The organism is Shewanella zhuhaiensis (assembly GCF_022484835.1).
Lineage (GTDB): Bacteria > Pseudomonadota > Gammaproteobacteria > Enterobacterales > Shewanellaceae > Shewanella > Shewanella khirikhana.
The window spans coordinates 164,598-180,746 of the sequence record NZ_JAKUDL010000004.1 but is presented as its reverse complement, the minus strand read 5'-3'; the positions used below and the strand labels follow the sequence as shown (position 1 = coordinate 180,746).

The 16,149-nt window shown below is 55.2% G+C and carries 14 protein-coding genes; 11 read left to right on the top strand and 3 right to left on the bottom strand.

The window, feature by feature from the left end; genetic code table 11:
- Nucleotides 1–5 precede the first annotated feature (5 nt).
- From cyoE to MJ923_RS12720, 9 genes are all read left to right on the top strand, one after another.
- The gene (gene cyoE, locus MJ923_RS12760) at nucleotides 6–905 is read left to right on the top strand and encodes a heme o synthase (protein ID WP_240591427.1); all 900 of its coding nucleotides are present in this window, start codon (nucleotides 6–8) and stop codon (nucleotides 903–905) included.
- Nucleotides 906–928: 23 nt separating this feature from the next.
- Entirely contained in the window at nucleotides 929–1,555 is a 627-nt protein-coding gene (locus MJ923_RS12755) for an SCO family protein (protein ID WP_240591426.1), read from the top strand.
- 170 nt (nucleotides 1,556–1,725) lie between these two features.
- Nucleotides 1,726–2,007, top strand: a complete 282-nt coding sequence (locus MJ923_RS12750; protein ID WP_126168668.1) for an STAS domain-containing protein — start codon at nucleotides 1,726–1,728, stop codon at nucleotides 2,005–2,007.
- Between the two features lie 14 nt (nucleotides 2,008–2,021).
- Nucleotides 2,022–2,384, top strand: coding sequence for a response regulator (locus MJ923_RS12745; protein ID WP_126168669.1), 363 nt, complete (start codon nucleotides 2,022–2,024; stop codon nucleotides 2,382–2,384).
- 19 nt (nucleotides 2,385–2,403) lie between these two features.
- Complete coding sequence (locus MJ923_RS12740; RefSeq protein ID WP_240591425.1) at nucleotides 2,404–4,515, top strand: chemotaxis protein CheA; 2,112 nt, start codon at nucleotides 2,404–2,406, stop codon at nucleotides 4,513–4,515.
- Nucleotides 4,516–4,529: 14 nt separating this feature from the next.
- On the top strand, nucleotides 4,530–5,069 hold the full coding sequence (locus MJ923_RS12735) for a chemotaxis protein CheW (RefSeq protein WP_126168671.1): 540 nt from the start codon (nucleotides 4,530–4,532) through the stop codon (nucleotides 5,067–5,069).
- Nucleotides 5,070–5,097: 28 nt separating this feature from the next.
- Nucleotides 5,098–7,695, top strand: a complete 2,598-nt coding sequence (locus tag MJ923_RS12730; RefSeq protein ID WP_240591424.1) for a methyl-accepting chemotaxis protein — start codon at nucleotides 5,098–5,100, stop codon at nucleotides 7,693–7,695.
- 110 nt (nucleotides 7,696–7,805) lie between these two features.
- Nucleotides 7,806–8,603 carry a CheR family methyltransferase gene (locus MJ923_RS12725; RefSeq protein WP_240591423.1) on the top strand — a complete coding sequence of 266 codons (798 nt, stop codon included), beginning with the start codon at nucleotides 7,806–7,808 and terminating at the stop codon, nucleotides 8,601–8,603.
- Between the two features lie 18 nt (nucleotides 8,604–8,621).
- Complete coding sequence (locus tag MJ923_RS12720) at nucleotides 8,622–9,641, top strand: protein-glutamate methylesterase/protein-glutamine glutaminase (protein ID WP_240591422.1); 1,020 nt, start codon at nucleotides 8,622–8,624, stop codon at nucleotides 9,639–9,641.
- Between the two features lie 26 nt (nucleotides 9,642–9,667).
- On the opposite strand, the gene MJ923_RS12715 is transcribed toward MJ923_RS12720, so the two are convergent.
- A complete protein-coding gene (locus tag MJ923_RS12715; RefSeq protein WP_240591421.1) occupies nucleotides 9,668–10,717 on the bottom strand; it encodes a polysaccharide deacetylase family protein in 1,050 nt (349 codons plus the stop codon).
- Nucleotides 10,718–10,732: 15 nt separating this feature from the next.
- Here MJ923_RS12715 and MJ923_RS12710 point away from each other — a divergent pair, with 15 nt between their 5' ends.
- Nucleotides 10,733–12,067 (top strand): MATE family efflux transporter, encoded by a 1,335-nt coding sequence (locus MJ923_RS12710; RefSeq protein ID WP_420854485.1) that lies wholly within the window; start codon nucleotides 10,733–10,735, stop codon nucleotides 12,065–12,067.
- 36 nt (nucleotides 12,068–12,103) lie between these two features.
- Here the strand turns inward: MJ923_RS12710 and nfuA are convergent, their stop codons facing one another.
- On the bottom strand, nucleotides 12,104–12,682 hold the full coding sequence (gene nfuA / locus MJ923_RS12705; protein ID WP_240591419.1) for a Fe-S biogenesis protein NfuA: 579 nt from the start codon (nucleotides 12,680–12,682) through the stop codon (nucleotides 12,104–12,106).
- Nucleotides 12,683–12,900: 218 nt separating this feature from the next.
- On the opposite strand from nfuA, the gene MJ923_RS12700 reads away from it, so the two are divergent.
- Nucleotides 12,901–15,393 carry a M14 family zinc carboxypeptidase gene (locus tag MJ923_RS12700; protein WP_240591418.1) on the top strand — a complete coding sequence of 831 codons (2,493 nt, stop codon included), beginning with the start codon at nucleotides 12,901–12,903 and terminating at the stop codon, nucleotides 15,391–15,393.
- 3 nt (nucleotides 15,394–15,396) lie between these two features.
- On the opposite strand, the gene MJ923_RS12695 is transcribed toward MJ923_RS12700, so the two are convergent.
- Nucleotides 15,397–16,143 (bottom strand): ComF family protein, encoded by a 747-nt coding sequence (locus tag MJ923_RS12695; protein ID WP_240591417.1) that lies wholly within the window; start codon nucleotides 16,141–16,143, stop codon nucleotides 15,397–15,399.
- Between the last annotated feature and the right edge of the window lie 6 nt (nucleotides 16,144–16,149).

Sequence of the window (16,149 nt, the reverse complement as noted above, 5' to 3'; positions counted from 1 at the left end):
TTCCTATGGCCAAGTCGCTCTCAATCGCCGATATCTCCAGCCAGACCCGCAGCCACTGGCGTGCTTATCTGGAAATGACCAAGCCCAAGGTCGTGGCGCTGATGCTGCTGACTGTGTTGGTAGGCATGTGTTTGGCGTTGCCAGGTGCTGTGCCACTGCAACCCCTGCTTGCCGGTATGCTGGGCATTGGCATGATGGCGGGCGCCGCCGCTGCCATGAACCATCTAATCGACAGGCGCATCGATGGCCTGATGGCACGCACTTATAATCGGCCACTGCCCAAAGGTAAGGTGCCGGTGGCCAATGCCGTGGCCTTTGCCGCCGTGCTCGCCGTTGCCGGATTTGTACTGCTGTATCTGCTGGTGAATCCACTCACCGCCTGGCTGACACTGGCAAGTTTGCTCGGCTATGCCGTGGTGTACACCGCGTATCTTAAGCGCGCCACCCCGCAGAATATTGTGATTGGTGGCCTGGCGGGTGCTATGCCACCACTGCTGGGCTGGACCGCAGTCACCAACGAGTTCCACGGCCACGGACTGCTGCTGGTGATCATTATCTTCACCTGGACACCGCCCCACTTCTGGGCCCTGGCCATTCATCGTCGCGCCGATTATGCCAAGGTAGACATTCCCATGCTGCCGGTTACCCACGGCGTGGATTTCACCAAGACCTGCATCTTCCTCTACACCTTGCTGCTGGCACTTGCCTGCCTGTTGCCGGTGCTGGTTGGCATGAGTGGCGCTGTGTATCTGGTGGGGTCGACCGTGCTGAGCCTGATGTTTATCTACAAAGCATGGCAGCTAAAGTTCCATGAAACACCCGGCATGGCGATGGATGTGTTTCGCTTTTCTATCTACCACCTGATGCTGCTGTTTATTGTGCTGCTGGTCGATCACTACGTGTAAAAGCGCGCGCAGAAGGAGTAATAATGACGAAAAAATGGATCATTAGCCTGATTTTGGTGATAGGCCTTGGCGGCCTGCTGCTGATTAAGTTTGCGGGGGTGAAACATGTTCCGCCGCCGCTCGACACAGGTTTTGTATTCCCCAATGCCAAGCCGCTGTCGCCCTTCAGCCTTACCGACCAATTCGGCCAACCCTTTGATAACAGCCGTTTGGCTGGCAAGTGGAGTTTAATTTTCCTCGGCTACACCTCCTGCCCCGATGTATGTCCCACCACCATGGCAAAGCTGTCGGCGGCTTACCCTAGCCTGAATGATGCAGGCAACGTGCAGGTGATTTTCCTCTCAGTCGACCCGGCCAGGGATACTCTGGAGCGACTGAAGCAATATTCTGCGTTTTATCATCCGGAGTTTATTGCAGTAACCGGCGAGCACAAGGCGCTACTGCCGTTTACCCGCGAGCTTGGCATGGTGTACACCATGGTAGGAGAAGGCGCCGATTATCAGGTCGACCACAGTGCTTCCATTGTGGTGATATCTCCCAAAGGAGAGAAATACGCCGTTTTCAAACCAAAGTCTGACGGCAAAACCGTACCGCAAATCCTCAATCAGGCGCTGATCGCCGACATGCAGATTATCCGCAATCAGTTTTAATCCTGCCAAACATTCCTTCTCTCCAACTTGCGGCCGACATTGGCCGCTCTTTTATTCCATTTACAGACTCCCATACGAAAAAAAATCCTTGCAAATGAGGCGACAGTCTTGAATGGCGTCTATCTTTTGAAAGTAAAGGGACGCAACGCAAAAGCACGAAGGACGCCTCGATGTCTGAAAATACCGTGGAATTGGGCAGTGAACTGACCATACGTAATATCCAGCCGCTCTATAGCCAGCTGGCGGAATTGCTGCATCAGGGCAGCGCCGTCAGGCTGGAAGCATCTGAGCTTATCAAGGCGGACACGGCAGGCCTCCAGTTGCTTTTTTGCCTGCAATCCACCTGTGTTCAAAGGTCCATTCCGCTCAACTGGATAGGAATAACCCCAGAACTTAAAAAGCAATTCCTGCAAATGGGTATGCAGCTCCCGGGAATAACCGACGAACTGTAAAAGGATGACAGCATATGAAGAAGATTCTTGCCGTTGATGACTCCGCCTCCATGCGCCAGATGGTGGGCTTTACCCTCAAGACCGCTGGCTTTGATGTTACCGAGGCCTGTAACGGTGATGAGGCACTGAAAGTGGCGCAGACCGGACAATTCGACTTGGTGATCTCCGATGTGAATATGCCGGTGATGGATGGGATTACCCTTATCCGCAATCTGCGAACCTTGCCCGCCTATAAATTTACCCCACTGCTGATGCTCACCACCGAATCCGGCGGCGACAAAAAGCAGGAAGGACGGGCGGCAGGCGCCACTGGCTGGATTGTAAAACCATTCAATCCAGAGCAGTTGTTAGCCACGGTACGCAAGGTATTGGGATGATCCGCAAAGAGACGAGAGCATGGATATAGATCTCAGCCAATTCAGTCAGGTCTTTTTTGAAGAAAGTATTGAAGGCCTGGCCATCATGGAATCTGAACTGCTGAAACTGGATGTTGAAGCGCCGGATCCTGAAACCATCAACACTATCTTCCGCGCCGCTCACTCCATCAAAGGCGGCAGCGCTACCTTTGGTTTTACCGCTGTTGCCAACTACACCCACTTGCTGGAAACCCTGCTGGATGAAATCCGTGACGGCAGACGGCAGATGACACCGGATCATGTCGATATGCTGCTGCACTCGGTTGATTTGCTGCGGGGCATGATTGATTCGCTGATGAATCAAACCGAGTTCAGCGATCCTAAGCTGCAACAGCTGGAACAGCGCCTGGCGGCGGCACTGGCCGACGACAACGCACCAGCAGCTGAGGCTCCTCAAGAAACGCCAGCGACAGCAGCCTGCGACGATATCGGCCAGGGCTGGATAATCGATTTTAAAGCCGGTTTCGACATCATGCGCTGCGGCAACGATCCTCAGCTGATGTTTGCCGAACTCGCTGAAAAAGGCGAGTTGCAGGTACTACTGCAACCTGCTGAATTTCCTGCGTGGGATGACTTTGACCCTGAGGGTTGCTACCTGCACTGGCAGCTGCGCCTGGTTACCGACGTGGGTGTCGACAAACTCAAAGAAGTGTTCGAATGGGTAGAAGACGAGTGCGAAATCAGCTATCAACCCCTCGGCGCCACTGACACGCAAACCACGCCAGCAACCGAAGCCGCCGCTACGGCCGAAGCACCGTCGGCCGACGCAATATCTCCCGCGGCACAGACTGATGAGTCAACGCCTGCAGAGGCCGTCAGCGCAGAAGTGACTCCCATCTCGGCCCCAACAGAGAAAGCGCCTGCGGCTAAACCGACAGCGGTAGCCAAGAGCAGCGAAAGCAGCTCGATTCGGGTCAGCACTGAAAAAATCGACATGCTTATCAATATGGTGGGCGAGCTTGTGATCACTCAGGCCATGCTCGGTCAGATTGGTCAGCAGGAAGAAATTAATCAGGAGTCGCTGCTTCTGCTCCAGCAGGGGCTTGAGCAACTGGCCTCCCACACCCGGGATTTGCAGGAAAGTGTCATGCAAATCCGTATGTTGCCCATCAGCTTCGCTTTCAATCGATTCCCCAGACTGGTGCGGGATATTGGCCAGCAGCTGGGTAAAAAGGTCGAACTGGTACTGAAAGGGGAAGACACAGAGCTGGATAAAACCGTGCTCGAAAAAATTGTCGACCCCATGGTGCATCTGGTGCGCAACTCACTCGATCACGGGTTGGAGCTTCCTGAAGCTCGCCTTGCCCGCGGCAAGCCTGAAACCGGCACCATCATGCTGAACGCCTTCCATCAGGGCGGCTGCATTGTGATTGAAATTATCGACGACGGCGCCGGGCTCAACACCGCCAAAATTCTTGATAAAGCGCGGCAAAAAGGCCTGGTCAGCGCCGATGAAGAGTTATCGGACGAAGCAATCCACCAGCTTATCTTCAAGCCCGGGTTTTCCACCGCCGATGCGGTGTCGGATTTGTCCGGCCGCGGTGTGGGTATGGATGTGGTTAAGCGCAATATTCACGAGCTTAACGGCACTATCGAGCTGCATTCTGAAGCCGGCAAAGGCAGCCGCTTCACCATTCGACTGCCGCTGACCCTGGCGATTCTGGATGGCCAACTTATCCGGATTGGCAAGCATGTTTACGTGGTGCCACTGGTGTCTATTTACGAGTCGCTGCAGGTGCCCCCCCACCGTATCAATCAGCTTTCTGACGGCCATGAGCTTATTCGCCTGCGTGATGAATACCTGCCGGTAATTAAGGTTTACCGCGAGTTCAATCACGATGCCGACGCCAAAGAAATCAAAGATGGTTTGGTAATGGTGGTGGATAACAACAACGAAAAAACTGGCCTGCTGGTCGATGAATTATTGGCCCAGCAACAGGTGGTGATCAAAAGCCTGGAAGACAACTACACCCGTATCCCCGGTATTTCAGGGGCCACCATTCTCGGTGACGGCACTGTGGCCCTGATCATTGATGTGTCCGGTCTGGTGAATCTGGCCGGCATCGGCAGCAGCAACGAACACGCAGCGTAAAAGGAAGGCTGATTATGGCAGACATTTCCATTGAACAGGCTGAACACGGAAATCAGCAGTTTCTCAGCTTCATTATGGCCAACGAAGAATATGGGGTCGATATCCTCTCGGTGCAGGAAATCCGTGGCTGGGAAGCCACCACAGTGCTGCCCAACGCACCGGATTATGTCAAAGGCGTGATTAACCTGCGCGGCACTATAGTGCCCATTATCGACCTCAGGCAAAAATTCGGCATCAAGACCCTGGAATATGGTGCCACCACGGTAGTGATTGTGGTCAAGGTCACCATGGAAGACAGCCAGAAAATCATCGGCATTGTGGTTGATGCGGTATCCGATGTTTTCAGCATTGAAGAAGAAGAAATCCGCCGTGCACCAGACTTCGGCCATGAAACAGATTTGCGTTTCATCAAGGGGCTGGCCAACGTGCAGGACAAGATGGTTATTTTACTTGAAATCAATAAATTACTCGGTTCTGCAGTGCTACCGGACCCTGACACCCTGAGCCGGATTATCGGCAATATTGAACAGCAACCTCAGGCCGTCAACGCTTGAGACAGGTATTTGATTGAGAGGAATCAACATGGACGCAGGCAACAACAACCTGATGGGCCATAGCCCATTCACGCTGGGTGGCATGGTGATAGGCGCCGTGACCCTGGTGCTGAGCCTGGCAGGGCAGTCCGGCAACCTGGTTAGCGGCGCGCTGGCGCTGACTCTGGTGCTGATGGGCATTGGTCTTAGCCAGGGCGCCGGCCAAGGCAAAAGCCGAATCGGCGAGGCGCTGGACGAGATTTCCAAGGCGCTGCGAAGCAACACTCGCCCGGTGTTTAATCAATATGATATTCCGGGTTGGCAGGCGTTTTCAGACGACTTCTGTAACTTCTGGGATGCCCAGCAGCAGGGTAAAGCCACGTTGAAGGCACTGGATATCTGCCAGGCCAACGTGATGGTGGCAGACCCCAACGGCGATATCCTCTACTTCAACGAGTCTCTCAGGGCGACCCTGTCCGAGGCTGAAAGCGATATTCGCAAGGATCTGCCCAACTTCGATGCCAGCCGTTTGATTGGCGTGAACATGGACAGCTTCCATAAAGATCCTTCCCATCAGCGGCGCCTGATTGGTGCACTGAAATCTGTCTACTCGGCGCAAATCAAGGTGGGTGGCCGCACCTTCAGCTTGATTGCCTCTCCGGTGTTTGACGACAGTCACCAACGCATAGCTACTGTGGTGGAATGGCAAGACCTGACCGAGTCCCTTGCCCGCCAGCATGCTGAAGAAAAACTCATCCGTGAAACCAACCGTATCAAGCAAGCTCTGGATGTATGCCGAGCCAACGTGATGATGGCTGACGAAAACTACAACATCATCTACTTCAACAACTCATTGAAAGAGATGCTGAGCGGTAACGAGCAAAAGCTGAAAGAGTCGTTAAGCCGCTTCGATATGAACCAGCTGATGGGTGCCAATATCGATATCTTCCACCAAAACCCAGCCCATCAGCGCAACATGCTCGATAAGCTCACCTCGGCCTATGAAACCCGCATCAAGGTCGCCGGGCTGACATTCAATCTGATTGCAACGCCCGTGTTTGATAACGGCAAGCGCACCGCCACAGTTGTGGAATGGCGCGACGTAACCGCCATGCTCGCCCGTGAAGAAGCAGACCGCAAACTGTCGGCAGAAAATGCCCGCATTCGCAAAGCACTCGATAACGTGTCGTCCAATACCATGGTGGCCGATGCCGACTGCAACATCATTTATTTGAACGAGGCCGTACTGAAGATGTTCGGTGCCGCCCAGGCCGACATTGTCAAAGAGCTGCCCAACTTCAACATCAATAAGCTTATTGGTGAAAATATCGATGTGTTCCACAAGAACCCGGCGCATCAACGCAACTTGCTGGCCAATCTCAAATCCACTTACAGCAATCAGCTGAGAGTAGGTGGCCGCACCTTCAGGATCATCGCCAATCCGATTACCGATACCGACGGCACCCGCATAGGCACAGTGGTGGAATGGGCTGACCGCACCGCAGAAGTCGCCATTGAGCATGAGATTGATGCCATCATCAACGCCGCCAATGCCGGTGACCTGTCGCAGCGGATCACCACCCACGACAAAGATGGCTTCTTCCTCAACTTGTCCAATGGCCTCAACAGCCTGGTTGGCATCGCCGACAAGGTCATGGCCGATGTGGTGGAAATGTTTGACGGTCTGGCCAAGGGCGACCTGACCCGTAAGATAAACGGCGAATACGAGGGCCAGTTTGGCAAACTGCAAACCGATGCCAATGCCACGGTCAGCCGCCTGACTGAAGTACTCAACGGCATCAGCGAATCGGCCAACACCGTCACCTCAGGCGCCGAAGAGATAGCCCAGGGTAACGCCGATTTGAGCCAGCGCACCGAAGAGCAGGCCGCCTCATTGGAGGAAACCGCCTCCAGCATGGAAGAAATGACCGCGACCGTGAAGCAAAGCGCCGAAAACGCCACCCTGGCCAACACCCTCGCCAAAGAAGCCTCAAGCAAGGCCGACCATGGCGGCAAGGTGGTGAAACAAGCCGTTACCGCCATGGAAGCCATTAATGAGTCCAGTAAGCGGATTGCCGACATCATTGGTGTTATCGATGAAATCGCCTTCCAGACCAATCTGCTGGCACTGAACGCTGCCGTTGAAGCGGCCCGCGCCGGTGAACAGGGCCGGGGCTTTGCGGTGGTTGCAGGCGAAGTACGCAATCTGGCCCAACGCTCGGCTGGTGCCGCCAAGGAAATCAAAGAGCTCATTCGCGACAGCGTGAACAAGGTCAACGATGGCACTTCGCTGGTCAATCAATCGGGTAACACCCTGCAGGAAATCGTCCATGCGGTATCCAAGGTGGCCGAGATGATTAACCAAATCAGCGTCGCCGCTGAACAGCAAGCCTCCGGTATCCAGGAAGTGAACAAGGCTGTGTCGCAAATGGATGAAATGACTCAGCAAAACGCGGCTCTGGTAGAGCAGGTATCCGCCGCAGGTGACGCCATGGCCGAACAGGCACGCAACATGCGGCGTCAACTTGGCTTCTTCCGTACCGACGAGCAGACCACCAGCGCAGCACCATTGGCACTGGTTTCCGGTGGCGATAAGCGCCCAGCCGGTAAGTTTAAGGCGAGTAAAGAAGAGTGGCACGAGTTCTGATGACTAAGCGATGAAAGCGCACAGGGGCTCATCCAGTGAGCCCCTTGTCATCAGTGATGGCATGTACAGGAGAAGCCGCCTTGGAATTCAAATCCGAGCGAGAATTTACGATGACTCGGGCAGATTTCGAGTTTATCCGCGATCTTGCCTACAACCAGACCGGCATCGTTTTACCCGACCGTAAAAAACACATGGTGTACTCACGCCTGTGTCGGCGGCTCAGGGCGCTTAAAATCAACGACTTCAAAGATTACTGCCAGTACCTGCAACGGGAAGAGGAAGAGCTGGGCCATTTTATCAACGCCCTGACCACCAACCTCACCTCGTTCTTCCGTGAAAAACATCACTTCCACTATCTGCGTGATGATGTGGTGCCCAAGTGGCAAAAACGGGGTGGGAAACGCCTGCGCGTTTGGTCTTCTGCCTGTTCTACCGGTGAAGAGCCCTACTCCATTGCCATGACACTGGCGCCATTCTTCCCAAAAAACCAATGGGATCTAAAAATTCTGGCGACAGATTTGGATACCAATGTGCTCACCAAGGCCGAAAACGGCATTTACCCACCGGAGAATCTCGAAAGTCTGCCAACCAGCCTGGTTGAGCAGTATTTTCAGCGTCAGGGTGATATGGCAAGGGTGAAAGACAGCGTAAAAGAGATGGTATTTTTCAAGCAGCTCAACTTACTCGACAGCTGGCCCATGCAAGGGCCTTTTGATGCCATTTTTTGCCGTAACGTTCTTATTTATTTCGATAATCCAACAAAACAAAAAATCATTCACAAATTCAGACAGCTGCTCAGCGACGACGGATTTCTTTTTATTGGCCACTCTGAAACCTTGCATCAGATTTCAGACGACTTCGACCTGATAGGCCAGACCATATACCGTCCCAGACGCCATGGGCGCTAATCTTCAGAGGGGGAAGCTATGATAAGAGTGCTCATCGTTGACGATTCAGCATTGGTACGCCAGCTTCTGAGCCATATGCTGTCTCAGGCCGAGGACATTAAGGTGGTGGGTTGCGCCGAAGATCCTTATCAGGCCCGGGACATGATCAAAGAGCTCAATCCCCAGGTGATCACACTCGATATTGAGATGCCCAGAATGGATGGCATCGCTTTTTTACGCAACCTGATGAAACTCAGGCCCATGCCGGTGATCATGATTTCTACCCTCACCGAAAAAGGCGCCGCAATCACGCTGGAAGCTCTGTCATTGGGCGCAGTGGACTTTATCAGCAAGCCCAAGAATGACCTTGCCAACCGCTTGTTGGATTATCAGGACGAGCTGCTGGAAAAAGTTCGTCAGGCGGCAGTAAGCCGGGTCAGGGCATTAAGCCCACCACCACCGGAGCCAGAGTGCCCTTCCAAACTGAAAAACCGGGTCATCGCCATTGGCGCTTCAACCGGCGGCACCGAAGCCATTCAGCGACTGGTATCGAGGCTGCCCGCCAACTTCCCACCTGTGGTCATAGCGCAGCACATTCCCGCAGCCTTCAGCGCTTCGTTTGCCAAGCGGCTCGACCTGAACTCGCAAATGACCGTTGTCGAAGCGGTAGGCAACGAGCAGCTCAAACCGGGAAATGTGTATATAGCGCCCGGGCACTGCCACATGATTATCAAACGGGTCGGCGCACACCTGCATACGGCTCTGCTGGACACTGAGCCGGTGAACCGTCACAAGCCATCGGTGGATGTGCTGTTTGACAGCGTGGCCGATGTGGCCGGTAAAGCCGCCATTGGCGTTATCCTCACTGGCATGGGTCGCGACGGTGCCAAAGGCCTGCTGAACATGCGTGAGCAAGGCGCTTACACCATAGCTCAGGACGAAGCCAGCAGCGTGGTCTGGGGGATGCCCGGCAGCTCGGTGGAAATCGGCGCCGCCTGTGAGCAGCTGCATCTGGATAAAATCGCCGGCAAGCTGCTTGGCATGTTGAAATCAGAATAGTGAGCCCTTGGCTTCCGGCGTAAAGCTCAGGGCTCAGCAGGCCAGCTACCGTCTTTGTTTGGCCTCAGCCATGCCTGAGAAAACCAATAAAAGCCGCGCTGGGTTTTGGATGGCGCAGTGCAGTTGTAACGCGAACGCCCCGCAGGCAACTCACGGCTCGCCTGTACCTCAAAGCGGTTCTCATCAATCCACGTCGGGGTAACCGCACCTTCATTTGGCAGATAGCACCTGAGCTGCGCTTTATGGATATCTTTGCTATCGGCCAGCGTCAGTTGCATTTTTGGACGAAAATCATCACGCAGCAATGGGTCAGCCGGAGTCAGGCCAACCACGGGCATCGGCAGACTGTAGAGTTTATCTTTGAGGGTTTGCAGCGACGCATACTTGCCGCCAAGGGGAAACCTGGGCAAGGCCGTCAGATTGCTGTGTTGTCCAAGCGCCCCCGACTGCTGCCCAAAAGCCACCATACCAAGCTCGCCGACCAGCGCCTGCAGCTCAGCGTTATATTCGCCATAAGGATACGCCAGCATCGGGGTATCTGCTTTACCGCGCAGTTGCTCAAGTACAGCTTCGGTCTGCAACAGATTTTTCCGAACCCGCGCCTTCCAACCCGCCAGGTCTTCACCCGGCAGTTGGCGCACCAGATGCTCATGGGCAAAACTGTGATTGGCAAGCTCGGCCCCTTCTGCGGCCAACCGCGTCAGTGTGGCCATGCTCATCATGCCTTTGTGCGGTGCAGCCAGCGGCTCAGCGGCCACAAACAGGGTGTAGGGAAAACCGTATTCCTTTAAGATAGGAACGGCTTCATCGGCAATGTTTTGATAACCATCATCAAAGCTGATGGCCACCGCCCTCAGTGGCGGCGCTTCGCCCCGTTGCACAGCGGCAACCAGGCTCGACAATGGCACCACCTGAAAGCCGTTGTCAGCCAGATACTGCATATGGCTTCTGAATTCGGCCGGAGTCACGCTGGTCACCCTGGGGGTCGTATCGGACACATGGTGATATTGCAAAACCACCGCAGCTTGGGCGCTACCAATCAACAGGGCGAAGATGCTCGCCAAAAACTTCAACATTGCGGGGAAATTCCTCTGAACACAACGGACAACAACTGGCGCAACTGGCAGACACACCGACGCCTGTGGGCCTTGGCGTTGCCGATGATGCTGTCCAACATCACGGTGCCGCTGCTCGGTCTGGTCGACACGGCCATCATCGGCCATTTGAGCGAGGCCTATTATTTGGGCGCGGTAGCACTGGGGTCAACTCTGTTTACCCTGATCGTATGGCTGCTGGGCTTTTTACGCATGGCCACAACGGGGCTGACCGCTCAGGCCTGGGGCCGCGCCGATGGCCATGGGCAAAAGCGGTTGCTGCTTCAGGGGCTGGTGATGGCCTTTGCCATGGGGCTTGCGCTGCTGGCCAGCTATCCGCTGCTGCTCAATATCGTGTTGTCCTTTTCATCGGCAAGCAGTGAGGTGCTGAGCTACTGCCGCGACTATTTTGGTGTGCGGGTGCTGTCGCTGCCATTGGCACTGGCCAATCTGGTGATGCTGGGATGGCTGCTTGGCAGGCAGGCTCCCAAGGTCGCCATGTGGCAGCTGATTATCGCAAATCTGGTGAATATTGCGCTGGATGTGCTGTTTGTTATCGGGCTGGATATGGGTGTTAAAGGTGCCGCCTGGGCGTCGGTTCTGGCCGATCTGACCGCCTTTAGCATTGCCGGTTATTTTTGCCTGCACGCCTGGCGCGGCCTGCCGGAATCCATCATTCGCCTTAGCGACATCTTCCAGGGCACGGGCCGGTTGCTGAAACTCAATCGGGATATTTTCATCCGCAGCCTGTGTCTGCAGGCCACCTTTGCCTTTATGACTTTTAAAGGCGCCGGGCTTGGCGATACCACGGTGGCAGCCAATGCGGTGCTGCTGAATTTCTTAATGCTGATTTCCTATGCACTCGATGGCATAGCCTACTACGCCGAGGCCGAAACCGGTGCGGCAGTTGGCAGGCAGGATGCACGGGGCCTGACTCAATCGGTTGCACTCGCCTTTGGCTGGTCGGCACTGTTTGCCACAGGCTTTTCACTGACCTTCTGGCTGTTGGGGCCTGAGCTGATATCGCTGATGACGGATATCGACGCGGTACGTCTTGGCGCACAGCAATTCCTGCCTTGGCTGGTTGCCTTGCCGCTGCTGGCGTTTGGCTCCTATCTGTTTGATGGGGTATATATTGGCGCAACTCAGGGACGGATCATGCGTAACAGCATGATGCTGGCCACCCTCGGGGTGTTTTTCCCGCTGTGGTATTTATTTTCCCACAGCGGCAATCACGGCCTTTGGCTTGCGATGAGCGCCTTCATGGCCTGTCGCAGCTTAAGCCTCAGCTGGCATTTTTACCGCTATCATCCCGGTTTCATCCGGGCATAAAAAAAGCGGCCTCAGCCGCTTTTTTATCAGCCACTCTTACTGGTAAGAGTGTGAACCGTGTTGGTGCTCAGTGGCATCGCGCACGGCGGTCAGTTCGCCAGGGAACATATCCAGCAGCTGCTTTTCGATACCATCTTTCAGGGTCACATCGACCATAGAACAACCGTTACAACCACCGCCGAATTGGATAACGGCAATACCGTCTTCGGTCACTTCCACCAGCAGGATGTTACCGCCGTGGCTGGCCAGCTGTGGGTTGATTTCGGCCTGGATCACGTACTCGATACGCTCAACCAGCGGCGCGTCGGCAGACACTTTACGCATCTTGGCGTTGGGTGCCTTCAGGGTCAGCTGTGAGCCCAGCTGATCGTTCACCAAATCGATGCTGGCATCTTCAAGGAATGGGGCGCTCTTTTCGTCCACCATGGCGTTGAAGCCATTGAACTCAAGCTCGATATCATCATCTTCCACGGCATCAGGCGGGCAGTAAGACACACCGCATTCAGCTTGGGCAGTGCCCGGACTGATAACAAACACGCGGATGTTGGTGCCTTCAGGCTGATCGGCAAGCAGTTTCACAAAGTGAGCCTGGGCCGCTTCAGTAATGGTAATCATGTAGAGCGCTCCGTCAGGTAAACCTGAGTAAATTACTAAGAATTGCGGCTATGATACTCCGTCTCACCGCCGGATAGTAGTCCCGGCCACAACCACCATCGGGAAAAATGTCGACTGGATCTCACTCCCCCGGAAGCTTAAACAGCGCTCTCTGTAGTCAATTTAAAACCAACCTGCTAATTTGTTCAGTAATACAAAAAGATAATAACGAGCAACCCATGTCCCGCGCCTCTGTGTTAAACGGCCTGTGCCTGAGCATTTGTTTGAGCCTGCCCTTCGCCGCCCCGGCAACCCCTCTGGATGACTACCTTGGCTACCCCCTGGGCGAGTGGCATATTCGCCATGATCAGGTGAATGGTTTTCTCAGCCAACTCACCAAACAAAGCGACAGAGTCTCGCTGGAAAGCACCGGCTACAGTCACGAACGCCGCCATCAACTCACTGCAGTGGTAACCTCACCCGCCAATCAAAGTCGGCTGGATGACATCCTCAAGGACCGGCAACTGGTTAAACAGGGTAAAGCCAAAAGCCCCTTGTTGGTGGTATGGCTCGCGTACTCGATTCACGGTGATGAAGCCAGCGGCGCCCATGCCGCCATGGCACTGGTACAGGAACTTGCCACCAGTCAGGAAGTCTGGATAAAGGAGCTGCTCGATAACACTGTGGTGTTGATCACCCCCAGCCAGAATCCGGATGGATTGGACAGATTTTCAAACTGGTCAAACAGTTATCGCGGTATCGGCATGCCGATAAGCGATGAAAACCACAAGGAACACAATCAGAACTGGCCAGCGGGACGCTTCAACCACTATCTGGCTGACCTCAACCGCGACTGGTTGTTTTTAAGGCATCCCGAAAGCCGCGGCCGGGTGGCCTTGCTGCATAAATGGCAGCCCCATTACGTGGGTGACTTTCACGAAATGGGCCATAACCAGAGTTACTTTTTCCAACCCGGGGTACCCGACCGCACTCATCCACTCACCGATGGCCGCAATCAACAGCTGACCGAGCGACTGGCGCAATATTATCGCGATGCACTCGATGCCAAGGGCCAGCCTTATTACAGTCGCCAGGGGTTCGATGACTTCTTTTACGGTAAAGGCTCAACTTACCCCGACATCAACGGTGCCGTTGGCGTGTTGTTCGAACAGGCCAGTGCCCGCGGTCAGGTGCAGGACTCCGACTACGGCGGTGTCAGCCTGGCTGAGGCCATAGACAACCAGTTGGCCACCTCATTGGCGGCGCTTAAGGGCACCCATGCCCTGAGACAGGGGCTTATTGAGTTTCAACGCAGTTTTTACAGCGGAAAAAGCGGCAAGCAGGGGCGGGGTCAAGGGCGACTGGTGTCTACCCGCGGCGACCATCAACGCCTCAATGAACTGGCAAAGCTGCTGAGCCAGCACGGCATTGAGTTCAGCTATCTGAGTCAGGATCTGAAGACTGGCAAACAAATCTATCGCGCAGAAGATAGTTTGTTTATTCCTGGCGAACAATCTCAGTCGGTTTTGGTTGAGGCCCTGTTTGAGCGCCGCACCCGCTTTGCCGACCCAACTTTCTATGATGTCAGTGCCTGGGATTTACCTTCTGCCTTTAATCTCATCGTGGCCGAAAGCTTCCGCCCCGGCTCAGGCCAATTGAGCGACAGCCAACCCAAGTTGGCAACCGCAGCTATCCCGGACGATTCCGTGGCAGTGCTGCTGGACTGGCGCGATGGCGCAGCTGCGCCTGCACTTGTCCAACTGCAACGTAAAGGGCTGCGGGTACGCGCGGCGACCAAGGCCTTTACCCCCGCTGGAAGCGACAACCCGTTTCCGGCCGGAACCCTGATGTTGCAACTGCAGCAGGACGCCATGGAGCCTGCAACGCTTAAGACATTCCTGAGCCAACTGGCAACCGAGATGGATATTCGCTGGCATCCACTCAGCTCCTTTGCCGCCAGCTCGGGGATCGATCTTGGCAGCGGCGACATGGTGGCGCTCAAGCCCGTGCGGGCCCTGTTGGTGTCCGGCCAGGGCTCAGACCCCGCCGAGGTCGGCGAAATCTGGCAATTCCTCGACAGCAAACTGAAGCAGGGCGTGACTCTGGTCGACAGTGATAGACTGGGGCGGATTTCGCTGGATAAGTACAGCCACGTGTTGCTGGCGGATGGCAACTATAAGCATCTCGACGACGCGCTGGCTCGCAAGCTGGGCAGTTTTGTCAGTGAAGGAGGCGTGTTGGTGGCGCAAAAAGGCGCGCTTGGCTGGCTTGGCGACAATAACCTGCTTCGCACCGGAGTGCATGAGGCGCGCTTCTTCCAACAGCAGTTTGCCACCACAGGGCTGAGCTATGAGGATAAAGCCGCCTTCAAGGCCCGCCAGGCCATTGGCGGAGCAGTGCTCGCCTGGCAACTGGATCCGGCCCACCCACTGGCCTTTGGCCTGCCAGACCCCATGGTGCCCGTGATGAAGAACAAGGTACTGGGGCTTGGCGATACCAGCGAGCCTTTTGTGGTTAGCGCCAGATATCCAGATAAGCCGCTCATTTCCGGGTATTTATCGGATGAATATCAACGCGCATTTGGCCTTGGTAACAGCATGGTGGCCGAACCCAGGGGCAAGGGCGTGGTCGTGGCGTTCAGCGATAACCTGCTGTTTCGCAATATCTGGCTTGGCAGCGAAAAAATTTACGCCAACGCCCTGTATATGCTGCCCGCCGCCATGGCGCGATAAGCCTCAGCTGTCGAGAAGCCCGGGCGCCTCTGCCCGGGCCAGACACCAGACCTGCACCGCAACGCCCTGCGCCTCCAATAGCCGCGCAATTTCATTTACCGTGCTGCCGGTGGTCACTACATCATCCACCAACGCCACCGAGCCCGCCTCACATACACCATTTATCACAAAGGCATTTTTCAAATTCTGCCGCCTCACCTTACCGCTCAAACCCGCCTGCTGAGGCGTATTACGGCTGCGGGCAAGCAAGTTGCTGTTAACCGGGATTCCTGATAAACGAGACAGACTGAGGGCTATCTCGTGGGCCTGATTAAAACCCCGCTGTCGCAGCCGTTTGGGATGCAAGGGCACAGGCAACAGCAAGGAGACCGGACGCACCAATCCGGCCCGCTCAAGCCTGCACACCCTGAAATGCAGCGCCTCACACAGGCTTTGCAGCGGCGCAAACTGCCCCTGATACTTGATGCCGGCAATCGCCTGCCCCAGCCCCTGGTGATAACTGGCGGGTGCCACCACCGGCAAAGCATCCAGCACCCGACAACTGCCGCACAGGCCAAATTCCGCGGTCAAGCCGCGGCCACATCCCAAACAGGCCGGGCCCTGATACAGACAAGAGGCCAGGCAATGACAGCAAATACCGCTGCCATCGGTCAGGTGCTGATGACAGAGCAGACATCGGTTGGGTAAACTTTGCGCCAGACATTTAATGGCCCGTAGCCAAAGGTGGCGCCAGCGTAACTGATTGGCCATAGCATC